22 protein-coding genes are annotated in these 21178 nt (G+C 35.5%); 7 read left to right on the plus strand and 15 right to left on the minus strand.

All coding sequences use genetic code 11. From position 1 onward, the window contains the following. Positions 1-47: 47 nt before the first annotated feature. The 7 genes from nprB to BTOYO_RS11485 form a co-directional block, all read right to left on the minus strand. On the minus strand, positions 48-1697 hold the full coding sequence (gene nprB / locus BTOYO_RS11455) for a neutral protease NprB (RefSeq protein ID WP_033657331.1): 1650 nt from the start codon (positions 1695-1697) through the stop codon (positions 48-50). 158 nt (positions 1698-1855) lie between these two features. Then, a complete protein-coding gene (locus BTOYO_RS11460) occupies positions 1856-2551 on the minus strand; it encodes a pirin family protein (RefSeq protein ID WP_000488949.1) in 696 nt (231 codons plus the stop codon). Positions 2552-2602: 51 nt separating this feature from the next. Beyond that, positions 2603-3013 (minus strand): MarR family winged helix-turn-helix transcriptional regulator, encoded by a 411-nt coding sequence (locus tag BTOYO_RS11465; RefSeq protein ID WP_000845485.1) that lies wholly within the window; start codon positions 3011-3013, stop codon positions 2603-2605. Positions 3014-3124: 111 nt separating this feature from the next. Continuing rightward, positions 3125-3559, minus strand: a complete 435-nt coding sequence (locus tag BTOYO_RS11470; RefSeq protein WP_000422813.1) for a DUF3920 family protein — start codon at positions 3557-3559, stop codon at positions 3125-3127. Positions 3560-3693: 134 nt separating this feature from the next. Continuing rightward, positions 3694-4287 carry an undecaprenyl phosphate transporter UptA gene (uptA, locus tag BTOYO_RS11475; protein WP_000900210.1) on the minus strand — a complete coding sequence of 198 codons (594 nt, stop codon included), beginning with the start codon at positions 4285-4287 and terminating at the stop codon, positions 3694-3696. 79 nt (positions 4288-4366) lie between these two features. Further along, on the minus strand, positions 4367-5566 hold the full coding sequence (locus BTOYO_RS11480) for a cation:proton antiporter (RefSeq protein ID WP_000380223.1): 1200 nt from the start codon (positions 5564-5566) through the stop codon (positions 4367-4369). Next, entirely contained in the window at positions 5567-6064 is a 498-nt protein-coding gene (locus tag BTOYO_RS11485) for a cation:proton antiporter regulatory subunit (protein WP_001026079.1), read from the minus strand. It abuts the gene before it with no gap. Between the two features lie 408 nt (positions 6065-6472). Here BTOYO_RS11485 and BTOYO_RS11490 point away from each other — a divergent pair, with 408 nt between their 5' ends. The 3 genes from BTOYO_RS11490 to BTOYO_RS11500 all read left to right on the plus strand — a co-directional run bounded on the left by BTOYO_RS11490 (position 6473) and on the right by BTOYO_RS11500 (position 9187). Continuing rightward, entirely contained in the window at positions 6473-7906 is a 1434-nt protein-coding gene (locus tag BTOYO_RS11490) for an alanine/glycine:cation symporter family protein (protein WP_000227598.1), read from the plus strand. A 169-nt stretch (positions 7907-8075) separates the two neighbouring features. Continuing rightward, complete coding sequence (locus BTOYO_RS11495; RefSeq protein WP_001041895.1) at positions 8076-8516, plus strand: Dps family protein; 441 nt, start codon at positions 8076-8078, stop codon at positions 8514-8516. Positions 8517-8989: 473 nt separating this feature from the next. After that, on the plus strand, positions 8990-9187 hold the full coding sequence (locus BTOYO_RS11500) for a hypothetical protein (RefSeq protein WP_000656329.1): 198 nt from the start codon (positions 8990-8992) through the stop codon (positions 9185-9187). A 16-nt stretch (positions 9188-9203) separates the two neighbouring features. Here the strand turns inward: BTOYO_RS11500 and BTOYO_RS11505 are convergent, their stop codons facing one another. Both BTOYO_RS11505 and BTOYO_RS11510 read right to left on the minus strand, forming a co-directional pair. Beyond that, complete coding sequence (locus tag BTOYO_RS11505; RefSeq protein WP_000390904.1) at positions 9204-9485, minus strand: hypothetical protein; 282 nt, start codon at positions 9483-9485, stop codon at positions 9204-9206. A gap of 119 nt (positions 9486-9604) precedes the next feature. After that, a complete protein-coding gene (locus BTOYO_RS11510) occupies positions 9605-10183 on the minus strand; it encodes an LOG family protein (RefSeq protein ID WP_001225748.1) in 579 nt (192 codons plus the stop codon). Between the two features lie 73 nt (positions 10184-10256). On the opposite strand from BTOYO_RS11510, the gene BTOYO_RS11515 reads away from it, so the two are divergent. From BTOYO_RS11515 to BTOYO_RS11525, 3 genes are all read left to right on the plus strand, one after another. Then, positions 10257-10580, plus strand: a complete 324-nt coding sequence (locus tag BTOYO_RS11515; RefSeq protein WP_000355745.1) for a MazG nucleotide pyrophosphohydrolase domain-containing protein — start codon at positions 10257-10259, stop codon at positions 10578-10580. 53 nt (positions 10581-10633) lie between these two features. Then, entirely contained in the window at positions 10634-11140 is a 507-nt protein-coding gene (locus BTOYO_RS11520; RefSeq protein WP_000949410.1) for a ferritin, read from the plus strand. Positions 11141-11440: 300 nt separating this feature from the next. Then, complete coding sequence (locus BTOYO_RS11525) at positions 11441-12610, plus strand: DUF418 domain-containing protein (RefSeq protein WP_001076340.1); 1170 nt, start codon at positions 11441-11443, stop codon at positions 12608-12610. 44 nt (positions 12611-12654) lie between these two features. On the opposite strand, the gene BTOYO_RS11530 is transcribed toward BTOYO_RS11525, so the two are convergent. The 4 genes from BTOYO_RS11530 to BTOYO_RS11545 form a co-directional block, all read right to left on the minus strand. After that, entirely contained in the window at positions 12655-13836 is a 1182-nt protein-coding gene (locus BTOYO_RS11530) for a NupC/NupG family nucleoside CNT transporter (RefSeq protein ID WP_000706852.1), read from the minus strand. 499 nt (positions 13837-14335) lie between these two features. Further along, on the minus strand, positions 14336-15517 hold the full coding sequence (locus BTOYO_RS11535) for a NupC/NupG family nucleoside CNT transporter (protein WP_000673857.1): 1182 nt from the start codon (positions 15515-15517) through the stop codon (positions 14336-14338). A 354-nt stretch (positions 15518-15871) separates the two neighbouring features. Then, positions 15872-17314 (minus strand): alanine/glycine:cation symporter family protein, encoded by a 1443-nt coding sequence (locus tag BTOYO_RS11540; protein WP_000346394.1) that lies wholly within the window; start codon positions 17312-17314, stop codon positions 15872-15874. A 334-nt stretch (positions 17315-17648) separates the two neighbouring features. After that, positions 17649-19079 carry an alanine/glycine:cation symporter family protein gene (locus BTOYO_RS11545; RefSeq protein WP_001022880.1) on the minus strand — a complete coding sequence of 477 codons (1431 nt, stop codon included), beginning with the start codon at positions 19077-19079 and terminating at the stop codon, positions 17649-17651. Positions 19080-19382: 303 nt separating this feature from the next. Here BTOYO_RS11545 and BTOYO_RS11550 point away from each other — a divergent pair, with 303 nt between their 5' ends. After that, positions 19383-20021, plus strand: a complete 639-nt coding sequence (locus BTOYO_RS11550) for an NAD(P)-dependent oxidoreductase (protein ID WP_000689915.1) — start codon at positions 19383-19385, stop codon at positions 20019-20021. 47 nt (positions 20022-20068) lie between these two features. Here the strand turns inward: BTOYO_RS11550 and BTOYO_RS11555 are convergent, their stop codons facing one another. Both BTOYO_RS11555 and BTOYO_RS11560 read right to left on the minus strand, forming a co-directional pair. Further along, entirely contained in the window at positions 20069-20200 is a 132-nt protein-coding gene (locus BTOYO_RS11555) for a hypothetical protein (RefSeq protein ID WP_002093070.1), read from the minus strand. Between the two features lie 53 nt (positions 20201-20253). Beyond that, positions 20254-21177: a thioester domain-containing protein gene (locus tag BTOYO_RS11560; protein WP_001022548.1), complete on the minus strand. Its 924-nt coding sequence runs from the start codon at positions 21175-21177 to the stop codon at positions 20254-20256. Position 21178: the final 1 nt, after the last annotated feature.

Raw genomic sequence — 21178 nt, forward strand, 5'->3', positions numbered from 1 at the left:
GCTGGATAAAGAAAGACCTGACGTCATAGTCAGGTCTTTTTCTCTTATTATTTAACGCCTACTGCATCATAAGCTTTCGTTACAGCTTGTAACTCTTTAGAGTTTTTACCATATAAATCTTCTGCTGACTGAAGTGCTGCTTGACGCATCATTTTAAAGTCAGAGTTTGCAGTTAAATATTTAGTAAGAGCACGGTAGTAAATTTTTTCTGTCGCTTCACGGCCCACTCCAGTTACTTTCACGCCGTAATGCGTGCCACCGTCAGATACTAAGTACGCAGCTTTATTGTTAATACTACTGTTAATATGAACGCCGCCATTATCAGCTGTTCCAGTATAGCGTTTATTGTAATGATCTGGGTAACCTTCACCTGGTTTTAATGGGTTTGGAATAGATGCTGGATCTTTCAGAGAACGAAGCGCATCACCAGGTTTACCAGGTGTATAAATATCAGCACCTAAATCCCAGCTCTTCTTCTCAACCATGACACCCATAATATCAGATAACGATTCATTTAACGCACCTGATTCATTTTTATAAACAAGGTTTGCTGTATGCTCAGTTACAGCATGTGTTAATTCGTGCCCGATAACATCTAGGCCAGCAGATAATGGAATAAATGTCTTGCCATCTCCATCACCATACATCATTTGGATACCGTTCCAAGCTGCGTTATTCCAGCTTTCTCCTACGTGAACAGAGGAGATCAGCTTCGCGCCTTTATCATCGAAAGAGTTACGGTTAAATGTCTTTTTGTAGTAATCGTATACTTTCCCTGCATTTACATGCGCATCAACCGCTGCTTTGTCATCAAAGAACTTATTTTTACTTTCTACTTCGACACCTGTATATCCAAACCATTGTGAGAATATGTTAAACCAGTTTTCATCCATATTCTCTGCATCAAACGTATGAACACCTTGTCCACGCTTACCATCAAATAAATGGAATGCTCCTGTCTTCTCATTTTGAGCAATTTCAAATGATTGTCTAGCACCTAATACTCCGTAACCAAATCCTGTAATGTTATCTACAGCATTATATTTCTCAATCACATTTCCATTTGTTGCATCAACAAAGTAATGCCAATAGCCTGGAGCTGGTTTTGAAATCGATGCCTTAACTAAGTATGCAAGATAGTAGTTTCCATCTTTTTCATACACAAATAAATCTTTTTTCACACCATCATAATTCTTTACTTTACCAACTTCTTTTTCAATATCTGCCTTTGCAATTGTTTCTGCTTGTTCTGCACTAATACTTGCAAAGGTAGGAATATTTTTATCCTCTAAATTCGGAATAACTTGTCCGAAGAATGCTTTTACATTATTCTCTTTATCTAGTGTAACAGTTTGGTCTGAACCATACACAGGAATGTTATTATGTTTCTCAACTAACTTCACATGTGTCGTACCAGATTCAGCATCTTTTTCTTCCCCAACGACATTAAAATGTGTTTCAATATTTCCTGCTAGTTTAAACATATCTTTTTTACTCTCTAAATATTGAAAGACCGTCTCTTTTTTATCTAGTCCTTCCGGTGCTTTCCATTCTTCACCTATGTATGCAGGTGTTTTAAATTCTTGATGATATTGAATTTTTTGTTCTTCTGCTTTCGTTGTCGTTGCTCCAAACGTTCCAAATCCCCCGGCGATAACAGTTAACGCTAATGCTGATGAAATGACTTGCTTTTTCACTATAACATTCCCCATTCCCATAAAGATTTTTGACACTTTTATAAAATTCTGAATTTTTAACCCGATACCTCTTCCAAAAATTTGAGAAACATTTTTCAGATAATTCCACACAAAAAGAGGACACCCTATCAGGTGTCCTCTTTTTTATAAACATTTTGTTATTTTTTTAGCTCAATTGCTAAATAGTGTGATTGCTCTTTCGCTTGAATATGAATATCTTCTTCTACTGCTTCTGCCGCATCGCGCATAACAAGTATCTCACCATTTATCACACTACTTCCTTCAATTTGTACAAGGTACAATTGACGGCCTTCTTTCACAGGAAAATGAATTTCTTTTCCTGCCTCTAACGATAAAGAATATAAATTCGCGTCTTGGTGAATTTGAATTGGCGCATCACCGTCCACTGGGGAAACCATATGGAACCACTCATTTTCACGTTTACTCCAATCAAATTTAAACTCACCATAGTTTGGTTTATGATCAGCACGGTCTGGTAAAATCCAAATTTGTAATAAACGCAATGTTTCATTTCCTAAATTATGTTCACTATGAAATACACCAGTACCAGCACTCATATATTGAACATGTCCACGCTCAATTGTTCCTCTATTCCCCATGCTATCTTCATGTGTTAAGGCACCATCTACAACGTAAGAAATGATTTCCATATCGCGGTGCGGATGCATATCAAACCCAGTTTGTGCCGCTACTAAATCATCGTTAATAACACGTAACGCTCCAAAACTCATATTATTTGGATTGTAATAATTAGCAAAGGAAAAATGAAAATGTGTATTTAACCAACCGTGATTTGCTCTACCCATATTTTTATGATCAACTTTTCTAAACATATCCTTCACCTCATATTATCTCGAATTCAAGATTTACTTTAAAATTGTTTCTTACTGTAATTTTTTTAGTAATTTTAATAATTGATTTTGTTCTTCTATATTTAATTTATGAAACTGCTCCGCTTGGAACGTTTCCTGGGGCGGGACGATCTCCTCATATAAAGCTCTTCCCGTTTCTGTTAACGAAATATATTTCGTAGTACCTTCTTGTTCACGCCCAATCCAGTCCAGCTGCTCCATTTTATTTAAAAGCTGCGTGACATTTCCTTTCGTAACAAATAGCTTCTTCCCAAGCTCTTGCTGCGTTAAACGATTATGTCCTCCAACTTGAGCTAGTACATCAAACTGAGCGGCAGATACATTCCATTTTTTCAAATGCTGATTCGTCTCACGAATACTCTTGTTATAAAAACGTGATAAACGAAACCATAATAGTAGTCCTAATCTATCTTCTGTTTTCATTTCATCACCTCGCTCGTTTCATACTATTAGTTTAGAACTAAACTTTATAGAAGTCAATTACTTATTTTTAGTAAGTAACAAAGGAAGCATAGCGCTATTTCTCCACTATGCTTACATCAATTTTCTATTTTTATATTCATCTAATTTCCTCTCCGCGAACTTCTTCGCATCTTTCTCAATCCATCTCTCTTCATACGATTTACTTCCAACATACAATACTTCTCTCTTATGCTGCATCGCATGGCGAAATTCATGCAGTAGTGTTTTAAGCACTTGCTCATACTCATCCCACATACAAACGAAAATTAATTGTTTTTCTTTATGATAAAAACCACCTACGGGGAATAAAAACTCCTCTTCCTCTTCCCCTAATGATAGAAGTACATGATTTGCATCACACGTATCACAAAAAATAACTGGCGTTTTACATACTTCAATAAGAGAAAATAAATCCTCTCTAATCCTTTTGACATCCCAAGGAAGCTCCGAATCCAACACATACCAATTCTCCACCTGTTGATATACATTTTGAAACTGGAGTTCCATTTCTTTTTATTCCCCTTTCCAAGCTCTCTTTTTCTATATGTATGCCACAATATGGTAAATATTAAACATACTCTTTCCCCCTTTGAAAAATGACAATAAAAAGAACCTATATTAGTATAGGTTCTTTTCCATAATTACTTTTTTTTCATAATTTTTTTTAGTACAAAATAACCAATTGCGCAAACAATAGCAGCAAGTGCAAAATATTTCACATATGGCCCAGCTACTTTATTAATGCTTTCCCACTCTGAACCTAATTTAAATCCTAAATATACAAACACAATTGACCATGGAATAACAGCTAATGTAGTTAGCGTAATAAACTTAGCATGTGACATTTTCGCAATACCCGCTGGTATGGAAATAGCATGACGCACAACAGGAATAAAACGTGCCGTAAAGATAACGCCAGTTCCGTAACGATTAAACCAATCTTCTGCATAATCAATATGCTTTTTCTGAATTAAAATATATTTTCCATATCGCTCAAGAACAGGTCTTCCTCCGTATCGACCAATCCAATAAATAAATAGTTGTGCGATTACACCGCCAATTGTCCCGAACGCAACAGCTCCCCAAAATGTAATGCTTCCTGTTGATACTAAATAACCTGCATAAGACAATACGATTTCACTCGGAATAACTTCTAACATCAATCCAAGCATAATTCCCCAATAACCAAGTCCTTCTAGAAAAACTAAAACTGAATGAATCAACTCTCCTAACATCATTTACCTCTCTTTACTGTTTTCGTTACCAAAAATAAAAGTACAAGCAGTAAGTATCTTGTACTTTTACTTTTAAAATTTAGTTAGTCTTCGTATCCCACTTAAAGATTTTATTTAAAAATTTATATACATTCTTTGACTCTTTTGTCAGAAGTGGACCTAAGATGGATAGTATAAGCACGTATAGTGCTGAGAATGGTTTTAACACTGACATTAAACCACCTGCGATACCGATATTAGCCATAATGATGGAGAATTCTCCCCTTGAAACGATTGTTAATCCAATATTTGTAGAAGCTTTATGAGATAATCCAGCTTGTCTTCCTGCAATCATCCCTGCTACAAAGTTACCGATTATCGTAAGAAGTACCGCACCTAGCGTTAACCATATTGCTCCGCCTAACGAGAACGGATCGATACTTAACCCGAAGCTGAAGAAGAAAATTGCTCCGAAAAAGTCTCTAAATGGAACAACAAGATGTTCAATTCGATCACTATGCTCTGTCTCAGAGAAAACTAATCCTAAAAGAAGTGCTCCGATTGCTTCTGCAACGTGAATTGTTTCTGAAAAACCAGCGATGAAGAATAACGAAGCAAATACTACAATAATAAAGATTTCATCTGAACTAATATTGAGCAATTTATTTAATAACGGCGTTGCTTTTCTAGCCACAATAAAGAATAGAAGCATATATCCTAAAGCAATTCCAATTGAAGTAAGAGCACCTAAGAAGGAAGCATGATCCCCAAGTACTAAACCAGAAACGACTGATAAATATACAGCAAGGAATATATCTTCAAACATAATAATTCCTAAAATTAGTTCGGTTTCATTATTACCAGTTCTTCTTAAATCCACTAATACTTTCGCAACGATGGCACTAGAAGAAATCGTAATAATACCCGCAATAATTAAAATTTCTAGTAATGGGAATCCCATGATAAACCCGTATAATAATCCAAGTGAAAAGTTAATTAGAATATAGATTGTTCCACCAATCGCAATAGAACGTCCGGATTTAATTAGTTTCTTCATCGAAAATTCTAGCCCTAGATAGAAGAGAAGGAACAGAACGCCAATTCTTCCAAGGAAGGATATTACACTTGCACTTTCAATAAATTTGAGATCGATTACACCTATTGTCGGCGCGTGCGGCCCTACTAACATGCCAAGAACAATTAGAAAAGGAATTACTGAGAACTTAAACTTTCCAGCGATTACTGCTGCAATTGCCACTAGAACTAAAGCTGTACCAACTTCAAAAATTAAAGTATCCATCTAGTCAGTCCCCCTATTCGAAAGTAACTCATTAATAATTTTTTTAATTTCTTCTCTCTCACCTGAAACTACTAGCATATCGCCTTCTTCAATTACTGTTTCTGGTCCTGGATTAAATAGCTTTTTCATATTCTTTTTCATAACTGCAATTATCGTTACGCTATACGTTTTTCTTATTTCAAGATCACCAATTGTTTTTCCGATTGCTGGAGCTGCATTCTCCACTTTAAACCACTCAATCGCTAAACCTTCAAAGACCATCTCAACATTTTCTAATGCCCTAGGCTTATATACCATTCCACCTAATATTGCTGCAACTTGTCTTGCTTCTGAGTCACGTAATGAAATACTAGAAATACTTTCTTCATGATCTGAATCAAAATGATACATTTCTCTACGTCCGTCATCATGAATCACAATCACCATTTTTTCGTTACCTTTCGTAACGATTTGAAATTTATACCCAATACCTGGAAGTTCACTTTCTCTAATATTCATATTTAGCTCCTCCTCAACAATTTTATTTGAATTTTCTGTTTTTCAGCCTTTTGTTCATCCAACCAATTTTAGAAATTCTAACCACTCCGGATACTTATGATTTGGAAATCTTTTATTGTAATAATAAGTGGCCCCTAGAAAAATACTTGAAGATGTAACGATAAAAAATACATTGCTTCTCATTTTTAAACTCTCAAGGCTTACTTTCAATAAAGTTTCTTCTTTCAAATTATCCCCACTTTCTCGCTTTACATTTAGTTTTTTAAAATGTAAATAATTCTAAAAATATTACGATGTAACATAATCATAACATAAAACGCATTTAAGTAACATCATTTTTAGAAAAATTGATTCTAGTATATTTTTTGCATATAATTTTCTTATTACAGAAAAAAGGAAGTGTATTATATGGTTGATATCTTTAGCAGATTCCTTGAAGTAACGAATAATATTTTATGGTCATATATTCTTATTGCAATGCTAATCGGCTTCGGTCTTTATTTCTCTTTCAAATTAAAATTTGTCCAAATTACTCATTTCAGTGAGATGGTCAGTTTAATTAGTAAAGGATTTAATCGAAAAGAAAAAAAGAAAGATAGCATCTCTCCATTCCAAGCATTTTGCTTAAGTGCAGCCGCTCGCATTGGTATCGGGAACTTAGCTGGTGTAGCATTAGCAATTTCAATGGGAGGACCTGGTGCAATATTTTGGATGTGGTTTATCGCGATTCTCGGAGCAGCTACTAGTTTTGTAGAATGTACGCTCGCGCAAATTTATAAAGTAAAAGATGGACGCAGGTTCCGTGGTGGCCCAGCATATTACATGGAAAAAGGGTTAAACAAACGCTGGATGGGTGTCTGGTTTTCACTTCTTATTACAGTTGCGTACGGATTAATTTTCAATTCAGTACAAGCAAATACAGTAACAATAGCGTTTGAAAATGCTTTCGGATTAGAGCGAACGATCGTAGGAGCTATACTAGCTTTACTAGTTGCAGTTATTATTTTCGGCGGTATTAAGAGCATTTCACGCATTACAGAAATGATTGTTCCCCCAATGGCAATTGTTTATATTGGTGTGGCTATTTTTGTCGTGATTAACAACTTCAATATGTTACCAAGCATTTTCATGGAAATCTTTAACGGTGCATTCGGTTTAGACCAAGCCATCGCTGGTGGTATTGGAGCAGCTATCAAGTTCGGAATCCAACGCGGTTTATTCGCGACAGAAGCAGGTATGGGGAGCTCTCCTAATGCAGCAGCAACATCTGATGTATCTCATCCTGTAAAACAAGGACTTGTTCAAGCATTAGGTGTTTTCGTAGATACATTCTTAGTATGTACATCAACAGCGTTTATCGTATTATGTTCTGGACTTTACAAAGGATCAAATTTAGAAGGTATTGAATTAACACAGCAAGCATTAAGTTCACAAATTGGACCGTGGGCAAGCACTTTCTTAGCGATTATTATTTTCCTCTTCGCTTTCAGCTCCTTACTAGGAAACTACTATTATGGTGAAACAAATATCGCATTCATTAAAGAAAGCAAAACATGGTTAATGATTTATCGCGTTGCAGTTGTCGGAATGGTGTTCTTCGGATCAATCGCTGCCCTTCAAACTGTTTGGAGTTTAGCTGATTTATTCATGGGACTAATGGTATTCACAAACTTAATTGCCATCTCATTCCTTAGCAAATTTGCCTATGCAGCATTAGTAGACTACATTAAGCAAAAGAAACAAGGTAAAGATCCTGTCTTCCTTGCAAGTTCTATCCCTGGCTTAAAGAATACAGAGTGTTGGGATGGGCAGGATGTAGAAGAAAAACAAAAGGCTGTTTAACAAACAAAGGCCCTATTACTTCACCGTAATAGGGCCTTTTATTTACAACAGTTCATAATTTGTTCAAATTAATTCCAGCAAAAGGGTTGATTTATACAAATTACTAGATTATAATAATTATAAATTAGTAATTGATATAACATAACAACTCAAAAGGAGATTGATCATAATGAACAAACAAGTAATCGAAGTATTAAACAAACAAGTAGCAGACTGGAGCGTTTTATTTACAAAATTACACAACTTCCATTGGTACGTAAAAGGACCTCAATTCTTCACATTACACGAGAAATTCGAAGAACTTTACACAGAATCAGCTACTCACATCGATGAAATTGCAGAACGCATTTTAGCAATTGGCGGCAAACCAGTAGCAACAATGAAAGAATACTTAGAACTATCTTCTATTCAAGAAGCAGCTTACGGAGAAACTGCAGAAGGGATGGTCGAGGCAATCATGAAAGACTACGAAATGATGCTAGTCGAACTGAAAAAAGGCATGGAAATCGCTCAAGACTCTGACGATGAAATGACATCTGACCTACTACTAGGCATCTACACAGAACTAGAAAAACACGCTTGGATGCTACGTGCGTTCTTGAATCAATAATAGATTTTAAAGCGGAGGTAGCTTGCTCAGAATGTGAGGGGGATGGAGCTTTTAACGTAGAGGCGCTCTTTGCCTCGCAGGAAAAAGCGAAGCCACCGAACATTCTAGCTACCGGAGCTGGATATTATGTAAAAGCGGAAGCGACTCGTTCAGAGTCGCTTTTTTTATGTAATGGTTGCATTTAACGGTACACGAAATTATATCAACGATTTTTCAAATATATCGATCATAACTCGCAATATATCAACGATTTTTTCATTATATCGATCATTACAAGCAATATATCAACGATTCGACAAAGGATATCAATTTATCGACAAATCACGACAATATTAACACACCCCTCGCCCTACTTTTATCAATATATTACAATCTCATCTATGTTAAAATATAGGAAACACCTTTTAGTAAAATAGATCCAAAAAGCTTTTCCAAATTCATCATTTACTACTTAAATGGCGGGAGTGGTTCAGTTGAAAGACTACTTAATTAGAGCATTTTTTGCGTTAATAACAGTTGGAATCGTCTTACTTATAGCTAATATTTTCAATATACGTGTCGAGGTGAAAGACTATGCTTTCCTCGTTGTCGTAGCAATTGGTGGCGGCTGGGGTGGCTGGTACCTGTATAAAAAACAAAGTAATCAAAATGATAAAGGCATTCCAAAGTAATATGGAATGCCTTCTTTTATTTCCGTCTATAATAAATAACAAAATTCAAACCACTGATACAACCAATCGCAATAAACATAGAAAACGATTGTCCATCTCCACCTAGACTATATTCATCAATGATAAATCCAGACATAAACAATGTTATCGCTGAAACACCAACACACAATATCGAAATAAACCAAAGCGAAAACTCATTAATCAGCTCTTTCTTCTGTCTTAAAACAATTAGCATAACAAGAATAGACGCTGCTAAAATACTTTTAAAAACAGGACGTAAATACACAAACTCCTCCATCTATTCCTCCTTTCCGAAAAACTATATATTCTAACATTAATATATTTAACTAAATTAGAAACACATGTCTTTTTACGATAAAAAAGACATGTGTTTCTATAAATCGCTATAAAAACGTACTATGATAATTGCTTCCACTTCGTCCCCAAGACAGGACGCTCGTAATTTTGGATTTCATGAATTAGTTTATCTGCCGTCTCAGCGGAAACAATTAACTCTTTATTCGATGGATTCATAAAGCCTTCTTCTGCTGCCCGTTCAACCATTTGCAAAATTGGTCCGTAAAAGTCTTTTATGTTCAATAAACCAACCGGCTTATTATGTATACCAATTTGTGACCAACATACTACTTCAAAGAGCTCTTCAAACGTTCCATATCCGCCTGGTAATGCAATGAAAGCATCCGCAAGCTCTGCCATTTTCGCCTTGCGCTCATGCATCGTTTCTACCTCAATTAATTCTGTTAATCCTGTATGTACGATTTCTCCTCGAAATAGACCACGCGGCATAACACCTGTTACACGTCCGCCTAAACGAAGAACTTCGTTTGCTACTTCTCCCATTAATCCAACGCATGAACCACCGTATACGAGCTCATAGTCGTTCTCAACAAACATTTTTCCTAACTGGATTGCCTGCTCTTTAAACTCTGGTCTCTCCCCTAAATTGGAACCTGCAAACACACAAATCTTTCTCATTCCTACACCCCGAAACTATATATTGTTATGATACAATTGACATTGTACAACATATTGAGGAGATGAGGAAGAAATGGATATCGTTGCATTTCAAAGATGGGTTGAGGAATTTTACGAAAAACGAAGCTGGTCACAGTATAATGCCTTTATTCGCTTAAATTTCTTAACTGAAGAAGTTGGAGAAGTTTCACGAGTTGTTCGCGCTATTGAAATCGGCCGCGATCGTCCTGATGAAGATGCGAAAACAGAAGAAGAGCTAAAACAAGAACTAAAAGAAGAACTTGGTGATGTACTATCTAACCTTATTATTCTTTCGCAAAAATATGATTTGGATTTACAAGACATTATGGACGCACACGTCACAAAGCTTTCGAAAAGGTTCGAAGCACTCAAATGAGAATATTATCAATTATGGTATAATATTCTTGTCACAATACTAAGGGGGATTTTATGTTATCTAAAAAATTGCATAACGCATTAAATGAACAAATGAACTTTGAATTTTACTCTGCCCACGCCTATATGGCAATGGCTGCTTACTGTACAGCTGAGAGCTATGATGGATTCGCTAACTTTTTCCTTGTACAAGCTGAAGAAGAGCGTTTCCACGCAATGAAGCTTTACAACTATATTAACGACCGCGGTGAGCGCGCTATTATTACTGGATTCGATAATCCAAATAACGAATACGAATCTGTATTGAACGCTTTTGAAGTCGCACTTGAGCACGAGCGTGAAGTAACGAAACGTATTTATCACTTATCTGATATTGCTTGGGATGAGCGTGAGCATGCAACAATTACATTCTTAAAATGGTTCGTTGATGAGCAAGTAGAAGAAGAAGCTTCATTCGATAGCATCATTCAAAAATTAAAACGTATTACAAGCGATTCAAACGCACTATTTATGCTAGATGCTGAATTAGAGAAACGTACATTTACGCCTCCAACTGAGTAGTATTTTAATCACCTTAATGCATGTATTAAGGTGATTTTTTTATTTGCTTTCTATCTTAAAATCACCTTAAATTTCCTAGCATTTGACATAGAACTAGTTAATAAATGGTATTATTTTCAATATAAAGTGAAACTTTGATCCGTGGGGGGTTCGTTCATCCACCACGGATTATTAGTTGAACTAATCGGGTCTTTACAGGCAGTTGATCTCCCACCTAACCTCTTTGCCCCCGCCAAATTTTGAGGTGGGAGTCTTACTGCTCGTTAATGCGGGATAAAACAATATGTGAGGAGAGAAAAAATGAATCAACGTGTAGAAGCTGTTGATGCAATTCGTGGTTTCGCTTTATTTGGCATTTTATTTGTTAATATAACATTAATTCAATTCGGGTTATTCGCTAATGAAAAACCCACTTATATTTTCGGAAAACTCGATGAAAGTGCTAATTGGTTTATTCAATTTTTCGGCACACAAAATTTCATTTCCCTATTCTCTTTTTTATTTGGGCTTAGCATTATTTTGTTACAAAAAAGTATTATCGCAAAAGGAAAAAAGTTTTTCCCCACATATATAAGACGTATTAGCATTCTTTTACTACTAGGTTTCATTCACGGTACCTTTATTTGGTCCGGAGATATTTTATTTGCATACGGACTTATCGGGATTTTCTTAATGATGTTTATAAATAGAAAACCAAAAACATTATTGATTTGGGCAACTATTCTACTCGCACTCATTACACTTATGTCTTATCAAACTGATCCAAATACAAATATTAATGATTTTGCTCCTTATATTGAAAAAGAGCATAAAGTTCATGAAACTGGAAGCTATATGGATCATGTCAACTTTAGGTTAACTGAAAGTCCTTTCGATTATATTGGGATTAACGGTTTCTTCGGACTAGTTTTCATATCAATTTTCGCAATAATTTTTATGTCCCCACTTTTCTTACTCGGAATGTATGTAGGAAAAAAGGGCTGGCTATTTGAGATTGATAAACACATACCTTCTATCAAAAAGATTTGGCTTATCACTGGTATTTTCTCTTTTACAATTAAAATCTTAGCCGTGTTCGTAAAGCATCCAATTTTAATTATGTTACACGATGGCCTTACATCAGTAACCATGACATTCTTTTACGGAAGCACCATTATTTTATTATTCCATTACAAAAAAGCATCGCGCTTACTAACATATATGGCGAATATGGGGAAAATGTCGGTTAGTAATTACTTAGCTCAATCCATTATCACAACAACAATTTTTTACGCATACGGCTTTGGCTTATTCGGTAAAATCGGATATTTCTTCGGTATTCTTTTGACCATTGGAATTTATACAATTCAATTATTCGTTAGCACCTATTGGCTACAGAAATACCGAATGGGCCCTATAGAATATGCGTGGAGAATGGGAACTTATTTAGAGAGACCACGATTTAAAAAAGACTTGGATAAAGCAAGTTAAACAAAAAAAGCAATGAGCCTACGCTCATTGCTTTTCTTAATTTATTAAAGCATAACCCCAACAATAATCGCTGATAATATACTTACTAACGTTGCACCGTATACAAGTTTTAGTCCGAATGATGATACAACATTTGCTTGTTTGCCATCGATACTCTTTGTTGCACCTGCGATAATTCCGATAGATGAGAAGTTCGCAAATGATACAAGGAAGATAGATAAAATACCTACTGTACGAGTTGATAAATCACCAGCTACTTTTCCAAGGTCAAGCATTGCAACGAATTCGTTCGTTACTAATTTTGTTGCCATAATTTGTCCCGCTGCTAGCATCTCTGATGTTGGAATACCCATTACGAATGCTAATGGTGAGAAGATATATCCTAAAATGCTTTGGAATGTGATTCCGAAAATTGAATCGAATACACCGTTAATTGCTGTAATTAATGCTACGAAACCGATTAACATCGCCGCTACTGTTACAGCGATAGAGAAACCAAGCATAATATATTCGCCTAACATTTCAAAGAATGTTTGTTTCTTATCTTCTTGTAATTCTAAAATATCGTCTTCTTCTTTCACTTCATATGGATTGATAATATGAACGATAATGAATCCACTAAATAAGTTTAATACAAGTGCTGTTACTACATATTTTGGATCAATCATTTTCATATAAGAACCGACGATTGACATTGATACTGTTGACATTGAAGATGCACAAAGTGTGTATAAACGATTTTTCGGTAATTTGCTTAATTGATCTTTTACTGTAATAAATACTTCACCTTGACCAACAATTGCAGCTGCTACTGCATTATATGATTCTAGTTTTCCTAAACCGTTAATTTTACTTAGTACGAAACCGACTGCACGAATGATAATCGGTAAAACTTTAATATGTTGCAAGATCCCAATTAATACCGCTAAGAAAATAATCGGTAATAATACTGTTAAGAAGAATGGTGCTTGTCCATCGTTCGCTAAACCACCAAATACGAAATTAACCCCAGCTTCCGCAAATTTTAAAATAGCGCCAAATCCATCTGCAATCCCTTTTACTAATACAAATCCGACCTTTGTATTTAATAAGAAATACGCAAGTACCAATTGAATGACAAGCATAAGTGCAATTGGCTTATATTTAATTTTCTTACGATCTGAACTTATAAGGAAACCTAGTACAAACACTACAAGTAAACCAACTAGAAACATTACTATTTTCATATGTGAATCCTCCACTTCTCCCACGAGTTATTGGTCGTATAACGTATAACGAATGACGTCTGACCATTGACGTTAAAAAAATTTAAAACCCCTAAATACTATTCAACTGTTATCTAAAATCAGTAAGCGTTTACATAAATTGCAATTTATAAAAGGTAGCCTCTTCTCTCCTACCGTATTAAAAGTCTGAAATTGATACCACCTACAAATCAAATTGTAAGCGTTATCTAGAAGAAATGCAATATAAATTTTAAAAGATTTTCATATGTTAATATATTCCTAATTAATTGGTTTTTTTATGTAATTTAACCATAAAAAACGGCCCTAGCTATGAGCTAGAACCATCCTTTTTTATCCCGCATTAACTGGCAGTAAGATCCCACCTCAAAATGCAGCGAAAGCAAAGAAGTTAGGTGAGGGATCAACTGCCCGTAAATGCCCGATTGGTTCAACTAATAATCACTGGGGGATGAAGCCCCCCGCTGATTAAAGTTTCACTTTATAGCATAACACCAACGATAATCGCTGATAATATACTTACTAATGTCGCACCATACACAAGACGTAAACCGAATGATGATACAACATTTGATTGGTTTTCATCGATACCTTTCGTTGCACCTGCGATAATTCCAATTGATGAGAAGTTCGCAAATGATACAAGGAATACAGAAAGAATACCTACTGTACGAGCTGATAAATCACCAGCTACTTTGCCAAGATCAAGCATCGCAACAAACTCGTTTGATACTAATTTTGTTGCCATAATTTGTCCCGCTGTTACCATCTCTGCTTGCGGGATACCCATTACGAATGCTAATGGTGAGAAAATATATCCTAAAATAGCTTGGAATGTAATACCGAACACTGAATCAAACAAGCTATTGATTGCTGTAATTAATGCTACGAAACCAAGTAACATTGCTGCTACCGTAATTGCAATCGTGAAACCAAGCATAATATATTCGCTTAACATTTCAAAGAATGATTGCTTTTTCTTATTTTCTAACTTCAGTGTATCTTCTTCTTCCGTAATATCGTACGGGTTAATAATATGAATAATAATGAAACCACTAAATAAATTTAATACAAGTGCTGTTACTACATATTTTGGCTCGATCATTTTCATATAAGAACCAACGATTGACATTGATACTGTCGACATTGAAGATGCACATAATGTATATAAACGATGTTTTGGGATTTTACTTAATTGATCTTTTACTGTAATAAATACTTCCGCTTGTCCAACAATTGCAGCTGCTACTGCATTATATGATTCTAATTTCCCTAAACCATTTACTTTACTTAACAAAGTACCAATAGCACGAATAAATATCGGTAAAATCTTAAAGTGTTGTAAAATTCCGATTAATACTGCGAAGAATACGATTGGTAATAATGCAGTTAAGAAGAATGAAACTTCTCCTTTATTAACAAGGCCACCAAATACGAAAACGATTCCAGCTTCCGCATACCCAAGAAGTGCGCCAAATCCATCTGAAATTCCTTTTACTAAAATATAACCCACTTGCGTATTTAATAAGAAATACGATAATGCTAACTGAATTACAAGCATGAGTGCGATTGGTTTATACTTAATCTTCTTTCGATCGGCACTTATAAGAAAACCGAGTACGAATACAACGAGTAATCCTACAAGAAACATAACAAACTTCATTAATAAAATCCTCCATTTAACTCTTCATTAACGTTGAACGTCTGACCATTCAAAACAAGAAATAATCCGAACTTTCCATTTCTCCACCAAAACACTTAACTGGATATGAAAAATCATAAAACCTCTTGTCTCAAAGGCATTTTCCATTCTATCATAAATCCCAACTCATATCCGCACTTTTCTAAAAAAAATTACATTTTATTATAAAAACCTCATTAATGTTCGTCTTTTGCCCCTTTCTCCTGTTTTATAACTACACAAAAAACGAGCATCAAATTTCACTGATGCTCGTTCTATCTTTTATCCCGCTATTTGCCGGGCAGTAAAACTCCCACTGATTAAAGTTTCACTTTATTATACAGCTTTTTCTTTATCTGCTACTTCCGGCTTATCCCAACACTCTGTATTGTTCAACCCTGGAATAGACTCCGCATAAAAGACTGGATCTTTTCCTTGTTTCTTTTGCTTTACGTAATCTGATAACGCTGCGAAAGCGTACTTAGAAAGGAATACAATTGCCACTAAGTTAATAACAGCCATAATCCCCATAAATAAATCTGCTAAGTCCCAAACGATTTGAATTGTTGCTACAGATCCTAACATAACCATACCAAGTACAGCAATGCGGTATGCCGTTAATAACACTTTACTTCCATTTAAGAACTCAATATTTGTTTCACCATAGTAGTAGTTACCTACTAATGAGCTGAATGCAAATAAGAAGATTGCAACCGCTACAAATACAGATGCCCACGGTCCGATATGTTGGCTTAACGCTTGTTGCGTCAATTGAATTCCATTTAAATCAGCTGCACCAGGTACATCAGATAATAAAATGATGAACGCTGTACAACTACAAATTAATAATGTATCTGTAAATACCCCTAAAGTTTGAATGAAACCTTGTTTAACTGGGTGCGTTACGTTCGCAGTCGCTGCTGCGTTCGGTGCACTACCCATACCAGCTTCATTTGAGAATAATCCACGTTTTACTCCTAGTAAAATCGCAGCTCCTAATCCCCCACCAACTACTTCTTTAATTCCGAATGCATGTAAGAAGATTTCTTTAAATACATACGGAATTGCCGTAATGTTTGTTACAACAACGAATAATGCAACTGCTACATATATAATTGCCATTACCGGAACAATCATTTCAACCGCACGCGCAATTCGCTTAACCCCACCGAAAATAATGATTGCAAGTAAACCAGCCATAAACAGACCTACAAGTCTACTATCCATTTTAAATGCGCCATCAAAAGCTGCCGCTACTGTGTTTGACTGTACTGCATTAAAAATCAATCCGAAACTCACTGTTATTAGAACAGAGAAAACAACACCTAACCAGCGTTTCTTTAAACCCTTTTCCATATAATACGCTGGGCCCCCACGGAATGCGTTCCCATCTTTTACTTTATAAATTTGCGCTAATGTGCTCTCTACAAACGCAGAAGCACCCCCAATTACCGCAATTAACCACATCCAAAATACAGCACCTGGACCACCTGCTGAGATTGCAATAGCTACACCAGCTAAGTTACCAGTACCTACACGAGAAGCTGTACTCATACAAAATGCTTGGAATGATGATACACCGCTTTTTTCTTTTTGCGCTTTTCTTGTCTTTGAACTCGCCCCGTCCCCAAGTAGGCGAATCATTTCTCCAAAGTAGCGAATTTGGACGAATTTCACACGAAATGAAAAATAGAGTCCTAATCCAATTAACATCGCGATAATGATATATGACCAAAGGACATTATTTACATCCCCAATTACTTTAGCTAAAAAATCCATAATCGAATTGCCCCCTCTTCCTAACAATAAGAAAATTATATTCTAAAAACTTTTAGTAATCAAGAACTTTATGTTAGGTTTTATGACATGATTAAGTTAGATTTCTTAACATACATATGTTTTTCACTTAAAACTATAACCAATACGTGCATTTATCCACTACTCAATCACTCATCCTATTCGACCAATCATACTTTTAAGACAGTACGTTGCCTACAAATAACGAGAGAAATGAACAAACAAAAATTATATTAATAATTACCTTTCACCCTTCTCATCATTTACTACAACAAAAAAGGCGAGCATCAAATTCCTCTCGATGCTCGCCTTTTCATTACACTGCTTTTTCTTTATCCGTTACCGCTGGCTTATCCCAACACTCTGTATTCGTTAAACCAGGAATAGAATCTGCACTGAAGACTGGATCTTTTCCTTGTTTCTTTTGCTTTACATAGTCTGCCAACGCAGCATACGCAAATCGTCCAAGAAGTGTAATCGCAATTAAGTTTGTAATTACCATTAGACCCATAAATAAATCCGCCATATTCCATACGACTTTAAGCGTCGCAACAGAACCGAATAATACCATTGCAACTACCGCAATACGGTAAATTGTTAACCAAGCTTTACTTTGTTTAATGAATTCAATATTCGTTTCACCATAATAGTAGTTTCCTAGAAGTGAACTAAATGCAAATAAGAAAATAATAATCGCTAAGAAGCTACTTGCCCATGGGCCGATTTGTGAACTTAATGCGTTTTGTGTTAATTCAATACCTTCTAAATTTGTTGCTTTATATGCACCAGAACATAATACGATAAACGCTGTTGATGTACATACTAAAAATGTATCTACTAAAACCCCGATTGTTTGAATAAAACCTTGTTTCGCTGGATGCGTTACATCAGCTGTTGCTGCCGCGTTCGGCGCACTACCCATACCTGCTTCATTCGCAAATAACCCGCGCTGAATACCAAATTTCATTGCAGCACCGATACCGCCACCTACAGCTGAATCTAAACCGAATGCACCTTTAAAGATTTCTGTAAATACATCTGGTATTAAATAGAAGTTTTTAATAACAACGAAAATAGCTACTGCAATATAAATAAGTGCCATTGGCGGAACAATCATTTCTGACATACGCGCAATACTTTTCACACCACCAAAAATAATAACTGCAACTAATGCCGCTAATACAATCCCAACAATATAACGCTCTAAACCGAATGCATTTTCAAATGCTAACGTAACTGTATTCGCTTGTACTGAGTTGAAAATTAAACCGTAACTAATTGTGATTAGAATAGAGAACCAAATTCCCATCCAACGTTTATTTAAACCTTTTTCCATATAATAAGCAGGACCACCACGGAAGCCACTGCCATCTTTTATTTTATAAATTTGCGCAAGTGTACTTTCCACGAAACTTGAAGACGCCCCGATAATTGCAATAACCCACATCCAAAATACAGCTCCTGGTCCTCCCATAGAAATAGCTAGCGCTACACCAGCTAAGTTTCCGATACCGATACGAGCTGCTGAACTCATACAGAACGCTTGGAAAGAAGATACGCTACCCTTTTTACGTGTCTTACCAGTTAGTCCATCACTCATTAATCGAACCATTTCTCCTAAATGAGTAATTTGTACGAATTTTAATTTAATAGAAAAATAAAGCCCTAAACCAATTAGCATTGCAATAAGAACATATGACCAAAGAATCGTATTCGTTGATGAAACGAATTGATCTAAAATATTCATACAATTAACCCCTCCTTTTCTCCATAAATCGAATTATATTCAAAAAATATTCAAAAATCAACATTTTTCGACATCTTATAACTTCCAAATATTAGGTTTCTCTACGTAAATACATCCTTCTTTTATGACTCCACTTTCAGTAGCTGTGCATACTAAAACAAAAAATAATTTCATAAACAACACCATTGACAAAAATATATAACTGTAACTATAATAGTTACATCAGGTTGTAACTAACCTAATTACATTACATTCATTCATTTCAGATATACACTTTAACAAAACACTTTGGAGGGGTTTATTATGAAAATCGGAATCATCGGAGCAACTGGTAAAGCTGGAAGCCGTATTTTAAAAGAAGCATTAGATCGTGGACATGAAGTTACTGCAATTGTAAGAAATGCTGCGAAAATTACAGAAAAAAATGTAAAAGTTTTAGAGAAAGATGTATTCGCTCTTACATCTAACGATCTACAAGCATTCGATGTAGTTGTAAATGCTTTCGGTGCTCCAGCAGGACAAGAGCATCTTCACGTAGATGCAGGAAATGTACTGATTGAAGCTGTGAAAGGTGCACCACATACAAAATTACTTGTAGTTGGTGGAGCTGGAAGCTTATTTGTAGACGAAGAGAAAACAACACGTGTATTTGATACACCAGGTTTCCCGGGCGAATACCTTGCAACAGCTCAAAACCAAGGTAAAAACTTAGAAATCTTACAACAAACAAATGACATCACTTGGACATTCATCAGCCCTTCTGCACTATTCGCATTAGGAAAACGCACTGGCTCTTACACAGCTGGTAAAGACAATCTTCTTGTTAACTCAAAAGGCGATAGCTATGTAAGTTACGAAGACTTCGCAGTAGCAGCACTTGATGAAATCGAAAATCCAAAACATGTGAACGAACGCTTCACAGTAGTTTCTGAAGCTGAATAATACGAAAAAGCTCGTAAAACATTATGTTTTACGAGCTTTTTTATTTTTTAAGCTTTTACCTCTTGTATACCTTCTGTTCTTTCGAAACCTTGTTTCGTAATTTTAAAGAATACGTCATGTATACCATACTCAAATAACATACCATTAAATTGTTCTGTCAATGCTTTCGTATTTTCCATTCCTTCTAATCCATGTATATAAAAAGCATCGGCAAATGCCAATGCTTTTTATACTATCTTTTAATTTGATTTGGTTTATGTGGTTCGTTTGGAGTATACGGTTTATTCGGTTTCTGTGGTCCTTCAGACTTTTTCCAACTCACCGCTAATTCCGGACTTGTTTTCTCTTCACTACGTTCTAATAATACAACCGCATTTTGAATCGTCGGTGTTCCTTTATGCGCAATCCCTTGTAATTTCGTTAAATTTCCTGATACTTTAAAGCTAAATCCACCTGCTGGTGTTTGTTTTGGAATTAAAATGCGGAACTTTTCTCCTACATTAAATTCATTTTTTGCTTCGCCTTTTTCATTTACAAATTTCACACCAGCTGGTGCACCTGTTGCTTGCACTTTATACGTTCCGCTTTTTGCATTCGTTTCTACTGTATATAAACCTGTTTCAAAGAAATCATTTTTCAATACTGCTTCTTGTTCTTCTGTAGGAGTTACACTCATCGTAATTTCTTGTAACTCTTCACTCGCATTTGCCTTTGCAACTATGTCTTTCGTTACTTTCTCTACGTTTTTATTACGGAAATCTAAATCGTTAATATCGATTTGTTTTAATGCATTCCATACTGCAAGCTGTGTTGCGTAATGTGCTTCTCTCCAATCGGAAACGCCTAATTCTTGCGGACTCTTTTGTGGATATCCATTTAATAGTACACGGTACACGTTAATATCCACTTTTCCCATTTCCGGTAAATCTTGACCACTTGGAGATTTCAAATCTACATTTAAGCAAAATGCAATTTTTCCATCTGCCGTTTTAATAAGCTCTGTTCGGATTGGTCTTTTCTTTGACTTACTATAACTCCAATCCATTTCATACTTTGTATGGTCCATAACTTCTGCAAATGCTTTTTGAAGTGGGAATAATACAAATAAAACACTTAAAAAAACAGCTAAAAGTTTGAACGATTGCTTTATATTCATG

This window comes from Bacillus toyonensis BCT-7112 (genome assembly GCF_000496285.1).
Taxonomy (GTDB): domain Bacteria; phylum Bacillota; class Bacilli; order Bacillales; family Bacillaceae_G; genus Bacillus_A; species Bacillus_A toyonensis.